The sequence below is a fragment of the Streptomyces sp. NPDC090106 genome (assembly GCF_044747265.1).
Classification (GTDB): Bacteria; Actinomycetota; Actinomycetes; order Streptomycetales; family Streptomycetaceae; genus Streptomyces.
On the sequence record NZ_JBIVDS010000034.1, the window covers coordinates 17067 to 26786 of the forward strand.

6 protein-coding genes are annotated in these 9720 nt (G+C 70.2%); 3 read left to right on the forward strand and 3 right to left on the reverse strand.

Going from position 1 to position 9720, the window contains the following annotated elements:
• The first annotated feature begins 21 nt into the window (after nt 1–21).
• On the forward strand, nt 22–237 hold the full coding sequence (locus tag ACIPSE_RS46670; protein ID WP_401676179.1) for a hypothetical protein: 216 nt from the start codon (nt 22–24) through the stop codon (nt 235–237).
• Between the two features lie 28 nt (nt 238–265).
• On the opposite strand, the gene ACIPSE_RS46675 is transcribed toward ACIPSE_RS46670, so the two are convergent.
• Together ACIPSE_RS46675 and ACIPSE_RS46680 are read right to left on the reverse strand one after the other, a co-directional pair.
• A complete protein-coding gene (locus tag ACIPSE_RS46675; RefSeq protein WP_401676181.1) occupies nt 266–421 on the reverse strand; it encodes a hypothetical protein in 156 nt (51 codons plus the stop codon).
• A gap of 247 nt (nt 422–668) precedes the next feature.
• Nucleotides 669–2105, reverse strand: coding sequence for a pentapeptide repeat-containing protein (locus tag ACIPSE_RS46680; protein ID WP_401676183.1), 1437 nt, complete (start codon nt 2103–2105; stop codon nt 669–671).
• 553 nt (nt 2106–2658) lie between these two features.
• Between ACIPSE_RS46680 and fxsT (ACIPSE_RS46685) the strand changes: the two genes are divergently transcribed.
• Nucleotides 2659–4992 carry an FxSxx-COOH system tetratricopeptide repeat protein gene (gene fxsT, locus ACIPSE_RS46685; protein ID WP_401676185.1) on the forward strand — a complete coding sequence of 778 codons (2334 nt, stop codon included), beginning with the start codon at nt 2659–2661 and terminating at the stop codon, nt 4990–4992.
• 542 nt (nt 4993–5534) lie between these two features.
• Here the strand turns inward: fxsT (ACIPSE_RS46685) and ACIPSE_RS46690 are convergent.
• On the reverse strand, nt 5535–6302 hold the full coding sequence (locus tag ACIPSE_RS46690) for an HNH endonuclease family protein (RefSeq protein ID WP_401676187.1): 768 nt from the start codon (nt 6300–6302) through the stop codon (nt 5535–5537).
• A 220-nt stretch (nt 6303–6522) separates the two neighbouring features.
• Between ACIPSE_RS46690 and fxsT (ACIPSE_RS46695) the strand changes: the two genes are divergently transcribed.
• Nucleotides 6523–9114, forward strand: coding sequence for an FxSxx-COOH system tetratricopeptide repeat protein (gene fxsT / locus ACIPSE_RS46695; RefSeq protein ID WP_401676189.1), 2592 nt, complete (start codon nt 6523–6525; stop codon nt 9112–9114).
• Nucleotides 9115–9720 lie beyond the last annotated feature (606 nt).

Consider the following 9720-nt stretch of genomic DNA (forward strand, 5'->3'; position numbering starts at 1 on the left):
GGTCCGGATGATCCTGGGGCCATGCCCGGCCGCCGTCCTGTGATCGTGTACCCGCCCGACGAAGAGGGCGGGCGGCGGGTGAGGATCGACGGCGCGATCCTGGGGCGCGCGTTCGGTCTCGCCGATGTCACCGAGTTCCTGCGCCGGGCCGGACTGAAATCCTGGGACCTGGTCAAGGTCGAGCTGTCCGACCTGATCGAGTGGCGCGGCGGCGGCCCGCAGATCTGGCTGCGCTGAGGACTGCGGCCGGTGGCCGGCCCGCGGCTCAGGCCGCCTCGCGCTCCCCGCCGTCCGGACGGGCGGCGGCGTGCTTCAGCCCGGAACGGGCGTCAGAGCGGTCCGTCGCGGCGACCTCGCCCCAGAACGGATGCTGGATGACCGCGGCGGCCAGCTCCCGCTCGCGCTCGCGCAGCGCGGCCACCCGCTCCTGCTCCTGAGGCGTCCAGCCCGGGGAGGCCGCGTAGGCACGCGGCGTGGCGAGCCAGTAGCCTCACGGGTCCACGCCTCCCGCGGCTCCACCGAGTACGGCAGACCCGCGAGCACGCCGCGCAGCTCGCCCTGCACAGCGGTGAGCTGCTGCTGAAGGTCCACGAGATCGGCGGGGTATTCGAACGTCACGCCCCCACAGTAGAACGCCACCCGGCCGAAGACGTCCGCGTCCGCGCTCGTCAAGCTTCCGGTTCACTGGCCTTCCCGGTGCGCGGATAGAACCACTCAGGCAGCTCGGTTCCCCCATCGGTTCGCGCTGAAGCAAGCTGCGACAGGCGCAAACCGACAGCGCCCGACACATCAGCCCCGGACAGCTCGACGTCGGTGAGGGGCGCCTCGGCCAGGTCGACGTCGGTGAGGGTCGCCTCGGACAGGTCGACGTCGGTGAGGGTCGCCTCGGACAAGTCGACATCGGTGAGGGTCGCCCTGGACAGGTCGACGTCGGTGAGGCGCGCTTCGGACAGGTCGACATCGGTGAGGTGCGCTTCGGACAGGTCGACGTCGGTGAGGGTCGCCCTGGACAGGCTGACGTCGGTGAGGCGCGCTTCGGACAGGTCGACGTCGGTGAGGGTCGCCCTGGACAGGCTGACGTCGGTGAGGCGCGCTTCGGCCAGGCCGACATCGGTGAGGGTCGCCCTGGACAGGTAGACGTCGGTGAGGTTCGCCCTGGACAGGTCGACGTCGGTGAGGGTCGCCCCGTTCAGGTAGACGCCGGTGAGGGTCGCCCTGAACAGGGCGACGTTGGTGAGGTTCACCCTGTTCAAGGCGACGCCGGTGAGGGTCGCCCCGTTCAAGGCGACGTTGGTGAGGGTCGCCCCGTTCAAGGCGACGTCGGTGAGGGGCACCCCGTTCAGGTCGACGCCGTTGAGGCTCGCCCCGTTCAGGTCGACATCGGTGAGGGTCGCCCTGTCCAGGTCGACGCCGGTGAGGGTCGCCCCGTTCAGGTCGACGTTGGTGAGGGTCGCCCCGATCAGGTCGACGCCGGTGAGGTTCACCCTGGACAGGTTGGCGTTGGTGAGGTCGGCTCCGTTGAGGTTGGCGCCGGCGAGGTGGAGGCCGTGGAGGTCGAGGGGTTCGCTGGGGTCGACGTGGGCGCGGGATTTGGGCCGGGTGAGGGCTGTGAGGGCCGCTTGGACATCGCCCGCAGGGGTGTCGGGCAGCGGCTCGGGAGGCAGGGCGTAGGGGGTGCTGGACGGCGGCGGGGGCGTGGAACTGGGGGCGTGGTGACGGATGAAGTGGCCCAGGACGCGGGCGGCGTCCGTGGCGGCCTGCTCGGGGGCGTCCCGCACGATCTGCTCCAGGGCGAGGACCCCGCCGATACGGATGTAGATCTCGGGTGAACCGAGACGCTCCAGGGCCTTGGTAAACCGGTCGGTGATCTGCCCCCGCCGCGTCAACCGGTAGTTACGGGCGGTGTAGAGCAGCGCGATCCCCGCACCGAGCGCAGCCGTGAACGCCACCACCGCCGTCCGCAACCCGGTCACCAGCGCACCGGACTGCTCCTTCAGCTTCGCCTCGTCCAGATGATCCTTGTCAATCTCGAACGGGCCCTTCCAGACCAACCACGGCAGCACCACGAACAGCACGAACGCCCCCACCAAGATCAGCGCGTACATGCCCAACTGCCGGGTGAGCTGCCAGAGCCGAACCCGTCTCCGACGCCAATCCAACGCGGTCACACGCGGGCCTCGCTGCCGGAAGGGCCAGCGCGCACGGCGCCGCCGGTATCGAGCGCGCAGGGCACGGACGGGGTGCGGTGTCCTCATGCCTCGTACATGCCGACACACCCACCCGCAGTTGCACCACCCCGAGATCAACATCCCGCCCGCCTCAACCACGGCACACCACAGGGGCGCGCCAAGGGGCGCAGCACCGCACCGTCCGGCAGGGCGCGGCAATACTCGTTTCTCTTTTGCAGGGTGGGGGTCCTGGCGCGGCGCCACGGTGCCACACGGCGCTCCGGGGACGCCTCCGGCGCCGGACCGCTGCGCGGCCCGGTCAAGGGCCTGCTGCGGTGTTCTGGTGGCTTCGTGCCGGGCCGGCGTTTGGGCGGGGGCAGCATCCCTCTTCAGTGAAGGCTTCCTGCCGGGTGAAGTCCGGGACCGCGCAGCCTGCGTGGCTCTAGGCTGGTTGATTCGGTTGGGGGAGTGCGGTGTCCGGGGGACTGGGATGAGTGCGAGCGAGACATCTGGCGACGGTGCTGATGGTGTGTCGGAGCGGACGTGGTTTATCAGTTATGCGGGTCCGGATCGTGCGTGGGCTGAGTGGGTGGGCTGGCAACTCCTGGACGCCGGCTACCAGGTTGAGCTGGACTACTGGAGCTGGGGCGCGGGCGACAACTTCATCCTGAAGATGAATGCGGCGCTGGAGCGGGGCCGGTTCCTCGCCCTGTTCTCCCCGTCCTATTTCGAGCCGGACCGGTATACGACTCCGGAGTGGGCTGCGGTGCTGGCCATGAAGGAGAGGCTTACCCCGGTCCGTGTCGCGGAGGTCGTTCCTCCGGCCATTCTGCGGGCTGTCGCGAGTCAGGATCTCTTCGGCCGGAGCGCTGCCCGGGCGCGTGAAGCGCTGCTGGCTGCGGTGAAGGGTCCGTCGGGTGGTCCGGATGCGGAGCCGCCGTTCCCCGGCCCGGGTGGCACGCTGTCCCGGGTCGGTGGCACCGGTCCTCGCCTGCCCGGGAGCCTGCCACGCGTCCGGAACCTGCCTTCCCGCAACGCCGCCTTCGCGGGTCGGGACGGCATGCTGGTGCACCTGCGCGAGACCCTCGCTTCCGGCCGAAGGGTGGCGGTCCAGGCGTTGCATGGCCGGGGCGGGGTCGGTAAGACGCAGCTCGCGACGGAGTACGCGTACCGGTTTGCGGGGGAGTACGAGATCGCCTGGTGGATCGCGTCCGAGGACCCCGCCCTCATCCCCGGCCAACTCGCTGCCCTCGCCGCCCGCACCGGCGCCGCCCCCACCGACGCGCCGCCGGAGGCTGCGGTCGATCTGCTACTGAACGATCTGGGGGAGCGGTCGCGGTGGCTGTTGGTGTTCGACAACGCCGAAGACCCCGACGCCCTTGCACCGTTTCTGCCCGGCGGCCCTGGGCATGTCCTGATCACCTCCCGTAACCCTCACTGGCACACCCACGCTGTCCCCCTCGACGTCGACACCCTCTCCCGCACCGAATCCATCGCCCTGCTGCGCGCCCAGGGCGCACTGTTGACCGACGTGGACGCCGACACGATTGCTGCCGCGCTGGACGACCTGCCCCTCGCCCTCGCCCAGGCAGCCGCCCTCCTGACCAGAGGCCTGTCGGCAGCGGACCTGAGGGAGGAACTGGCGGCGAACCTGGCGGAGGTGATGGCCCAAGGGCATCCGCCCGGCTACCCCCACGCCCTGGCCGCACAGGTCCGCCTCACCCGCACCCGCCTGCAATGCGACCACCCCGGCGCCGCGCTGGTGCTCGATGCCCTGGCTCTGCTGGCACCCGAGCCGTTCCCCCTCACCACCTGCGCCGGCCACCTCCCCGAGCAGACCCCCACCCTCCTGAAAGAAGCGGTGGGCTCACGGCTGGCAGCAGCGCGGGTGGTGGAAGCGGTGGCCCGGCACGGCCTGGCCCGCATCCACCACAGCACCCTCCAACTCCACCGCCTCACCCAGAACATGCTCACAGCACAGATGAACCGTGAGGAACAGGAACGCGCCAGGCAGGACGCCGAAACCCTCCTGACCGCAACCAACCCCGGCCACCCCGGCGAGCCGCAGTTCTGGCCGGCCTGGCAGACCCTGCTCCCCCACGCCCTGGCCCTCGACCCCACCCGCCTCACCACCAGCCGCGGACGGTTCGTGGTGGAAGGTGCCTGCTGGTATCTGATGGACCGCAGGCAGGCACACGCGGCCCGCGAACGACTCCAACCCCTCTATGACACCTGCCTGCAACAGCACGGCCCCGACCACCACGAGACCCTCCAGGCCGCCCACTGCCTTGCCCGCGCCTACAGCGACACCCAGGAACCCGAACGCGCCCGCGCCCTGTACGAGCAGACGCTGGAGGCGCGGCGTCGGGTGCTGGGTGCGGAGCATCCGGACACGCTGCGTACGGCGTCGAACCTGGCCATCGAGCTGGCGGAGGTGGGTCGGGTGGGGGAGGCGTTGGTGTTGGAGGAGGAGACGTTGGGGGTGCAGCGGCGGGTGTTGGGTGCGGAGCATCCGGACACGCTGGCCACGGCGTCGCACCTGGCCATCCGTCTGGCGGAGGTGGGTCGGGTGGAGGAGGCGTTGGTGTTGGAGGAGGAGACGTTGGAGGTGCAGCGGCGGGTGTTGGGTGCGGAGCATCCGGACACGCTGGCCACGGCGTCGCACCTGGCCAACCGTCTGGCGCAGGTGGGCCGGGTGGGGGAGGCGTTGGTGCTGGCGGAGGAGACGCTGGGGGTGCAGCGGCGGGTGCTGGGGGCGGAGCATCCGGACACGCTGCATGCGATCAGGTCGTTGGAGTGGGTGCGTGATCAACGGGGCGCGTGAGTGTTCCTACATCCCGTGTCGGCTGGCGGTATGGGAGTGGCCCGTCGGGTGAGGGTGCCGTTGTTGTCGTGCCGGGCGGCGGGCCGGGCGGGAGTTGTTCGGGCCAGGCGGGCCCGGTCGGCGTCCTCGTGTACGCGGCGGTCCTCGCACGCGTTCGCAGGAGGCGGGTGGCCGGCTATCTGCCCGTGGTCGTCTCAGCGGACGTAAGCGTTGCACAGGGTTTGTACGGCGGTGGAGGCGGGAGCCTGCTTCGACGAGCTGCATACGGTGCGCAGGCCGTGCGTCGACGTTCCATGGCGTCGTACTCATGCAGGTCGGATGCCTGGTGCGTTGTGCCCCTGGGCTGTGCGGAGATCGGGTGGGATTGCGGTCGGGCCGACGGCATCCAGGCCAGCGAGGCGAGGTCGGGGCGGGGCCGGTGGACGGTGTGGGAGGCCGCTGGTGCTGACGGCCGGGGCGTGGTTCCGCCCGGGCTGCCGGGTCCGGGTGCGGAACCACTCCCCCTCTCTCCTATCAGCGTTGCTGGCGGGGGGAAGTCGTGTTCAGGTGGCGGGGGTGTAGGTGATGGTGGAGTCGGGGCATTGGGTGGCGTGTTCGGTGAGGGCTGCTTGTTCGGCGGTGTCCGCGGTCAGGTTCCAGCGGAGTTTGGTGGCGGTCCAGTCTTCGAGGTAGGTGCACAGGGCGCTGTCGGCCGGGGGGAGCCACTGGGCTGGGTCCTTGGCGCCTTTGGAGCGGTTGGTTTTCGCGGTGACGGCGACCAGGGAGCGTTCGGCGTCCAGGTCGTTGGCGTAGGCCTCGCGGCGCGCGGCGTCCCACTGCGAGGCGCCGGAGGACCAGGCTTCCTCGAGCGGCACGATGTGATCGACGTCCAGTCCCCGGGCGTTGGTGACGGTGACTTCGTCGTAGTAGGAGAACCAGCTTCCTCCGGTGAGCTTGCAGCCGGTGCCGGTCTCGGGCGCGGTGACGGCTTCGGCGATGAGGAGTTCCTCGCGGGTGTCGCACCCGTCCCCGGCGTCCTGGCCGGAGTTCCAGTGCTTGAACGACGACCGCACGTACCCCCCGCTGGTCTCGGGCTCGATGGTCAGCTGCCCGATCGCGTCCGCCAGCGCGAGCCCTTCGCCCGCACCCGCACCACCACCCGCGCCCGCGGTTGCGTCGGCGCCGGGCGCCCCCGAGGCGGCGGGGGAGGCGGTGGCGGAAGGCTGCGGGCTGCTGGTGGCTTCCTCGATGAGGCCGGCGCAGCCGCTCAGGGCCAGAGTCAGGGCAAGGGCGGTGGCGGTTGTGGGGAGCAGGGTGGTGCGGCGTGTCACGGGGCGTCACATCTTCGGTCAGAGCGAATGGTTCGCCATGATCATCCCTCGTCCGACAACAGGCTGACACGCTTTCAGACAGGACGGACCGCGCCCGGACCCGCGCTGTGCGGGAGGAGGCGGGGTCGTGACCGGAGTGGTGAAGGCCATGACCTGGCCGGTGACCGGGGCATAGGCTGGGTGGTTCAGCACGGAGTGGTGCCAGCGGCGGGGGACTGGGATGAGCGCGAACGGGGCGTCCGGCGACGCTTTGGATGGTGTGTCGGAGCACCCATGGTTTGTCAGTTATGCGGGTGCGGATCGTGTGTGGGCGGAGTGGGTGGGCTGGCAGCTCCAGGAGGCCGGTTTTCAGGTTGAGCTGGATTGCTGGAGTTGGGGTGCGGGCGACAACTTCATCCTGAAGATGGATGCCGCGTTGGAGCGGGGCCGGTTTCTTGCGCTGTTTTCCCCGGCCTATTTTGAGCCGGAGCGGTTCACGACTCCGGAGTGGACCGCGGTGCTGGCCATGAAGGAGAGGATCACCCCGGTCCGTGTGGCCGATGTGGTCCTTCCGGCGATCCTGCGCTCGGTGATCGCGCCTGCTCTGTTCGGTCTGGATGACGTGGCCGCGCGCGAGGAGCTGCTGCGTGCGGTGATCGGCCCGTCCCGGCCGGGTACGGCACCCCCGCCCCCGCCAGGCATGAGCTCCCGGAACGGCCAGGACGGCGGGGACGAGCCGCGTTTTCCCGGAACCCTCCCGCGCATCTGGGACCTGCCCTCCCGCAACGCCGCGTTCACCGGCCGCGACAGCACACTGGTGCACCTGCGCGAGGCGCTCGCGTCCGGCCGACGGGTGGCGGTCCAGGCTCTGTATGGCCGTGGTGGGGTTGGCAAGACGCAGCTGGCGATCGAGTACGCCTACCGGTTCGCCGGCGCATACGAGTCCGCCGGATGGATCCCGTCCGAAGACCCCGCCCTGATCCCCGACCAGCTCGCCCAGTTCGCCGTCGAGATCGGAGCCGCCCCCGAAGGAACACCCGCCCCCGTAGCAGTCCGGAAACTCCTGGCCGAACTCCGCACCCGCCCACACTGGCTGATCGTCTTCGACAACGCCGAAGACCCCACCACCCTCGCCCCCTTCCTGCCCGGCGGCCCCGGCCACGTCCTGATCACCTCCCGCAACCCGAACTGGAACAGCCACGCCGTCCCCCTCGACATCGACACCCTCTCTCGCACCGAATCCATCGCCCTGCTCCGCGCCCAGGGCGCGCAGTTGAGCGACGCGGACGCCGACCACATCGCCGCCGCGCTGGACGACCTGCCCCTCGCCCTCGCCCAAGCAGCCGCCCTGCTGACCGGGGGACTGTCGGCTGCGGACCTGAAGGAGGAACTGGCCGCGAACACGGCCGCGGTCCTCGCCGCGGGCCCCCCACCCGCGCACTACCCGGTGTCACTGGCCGCCCAGGTCCAGCTCACCGCCGCCCACCTCCACCAGGACCACCCCGGCGCACACACCCTGCTCCTGGCACTCGCGCTCCTGGCACCCGAACCCTTCCCCCTCACCTCCTGCGCCCGCCACCTGCCCGACCAGGCATCTACGCTCCTGGCCGACGTGCTGGCGTCGAAGCTGACGGTGGGTACCGCGTTGCAGTCCATCGCCCGGCACGGCCTGGCCCGGGTCCAGGACGGCACGGTGCAGCTGCACCGCCTCACCCAGGCCGTCCTCACCCACCACCTCACCCCCGACCAGCACGACACCGTGGCCGCTGGCACCGAAGCACTCCTCACCGCAGCCCACCCCGGCCGCGCCGGTGAGCCGCAGTTCTGGCCGGCCTGGCAGGCCCTGCTCCCGCACGCCCTGGCCGCCGACCCCGCCCAGCTCACCACCGAGAAGGGGCGAGGTGTGGTGCGTGAGGCGTGCTGGTATCTGATGGACCGCGGGCAGCCGGCCCCGGCACGTGAGCGGTTGCAGGTCCTGTATGACACCTGGCGCCGGCAACTCGGCCCCGACCACGACGACACCCTGGCGGCCGCCCACTCCCTGGCGCGCGCCTTCGACGACACCCTGGACCGTGAGCGCGCGCGTGCTCTGGACGAGGACACCCTCGCCCGGCGCTGGCGCCTCTATGGCGAGGAGCACCCCGACACCCTGGTCAGTGCTCGCCACCTCGCTGTCCGGCTGTGGGCACTGGGGCGATACCAGGAAGCCGTCACCTTGGACGAGAAGACGCTGGAGGTGCAGCGGCGGGTGCGGGGTGCGGAGCATCCCCACACGCTGACCACGGCGACCGGACTGGCCGTCGAGCTGGCGGCTGTGGGTCGGGTCGAGGAGGCGCTGGTGCTGGAGGAGGAGACGTTGGGGGTGCAGCGGCGGGTGCTGGGTGCGGAGCATCCGGACACGCTGCTCACGGCGTCGAATCTGGCCGTCCGTCTGGCGCAGGTGGGTCGGGTGGGGGATGCGTTGGTGTTGGGGGAGGAGACGTTGGAGGTGCAGCGGCGGGTGGTGGGTGTGGAGCATCCGCGGACGCTGGCCACGGCGTCGAATCTGGTCAACCGTCTGGCGGATGTGGGTCGGGTGGGCGAAGCGTTGGTGCTGGCGGAGGAGACGCTGGGGGTGCAGCGGCGGGTGGTGGGTCCGGAACATCCGGACACGCTGAGTGCGGCGTCGAACCTGGCCGTCCGTTTGGGGGAGGTGGGTCGGGTGGAGGAGGCGTTGGTGTTGGGGGAGGAGACGCTGGAGGTGCGGCGGCGGGTGCTGGGGCCTGATCATCCCGACACCCTGACCTTGATCAGGAATTTGAAGTGGCTGCGTGCTCGCTACGAGCACGAGTGACTGTCGCCCGGACACCCTGCTCGGGTTCGTCGACTGAGCGTCCGGTCCGTCACACCCCCAGAGTAGAACGGCCGCCGCGCCAGCCCCGGACACACGAAGGTTCATCGAGCTCAATTTGAGGAATTAGCTAGGAAAGCACAGCAGCAATACCGAGCCATTCCAGAATCCACCCACCTGAGAAAAAGAAACACTTTTGCGGGGAATTCTCATTTGTTCCATTCGAGCGGTTTCAGAATTCGGCACGAAGTGTTTTTGACGCACCTTCAGAAATGGCATCGGTGAGAGGTGTTCATTCCAGTCTAGATCCGGGTCATAGCTTTGAAGCACAGAGTAAACCCTGACCGCCAGTCAGGGTTTCGGAGGCACGCGCCCCGCGCCAGCCTCACCACCCCGGCTACCCCCTCTCCTCGCTGCGTCCTTCGGGGTCTGGAGCGCAGCGAAAGGCCCCCTGCTCCGGCCGCGCAGCGGCCGGAGCTCAACAGGCCCGCGCAGCAGGCCTGTTGAGGCCGGGCACGCAGTGCCCGGCCTGGCGCTCTCGCGGAGCGGGAGCGCAACCAGCCTGCGCAGCAGGCTGGTTCGCTTCTTCGGGCGCAGCCCGAAGGGGCC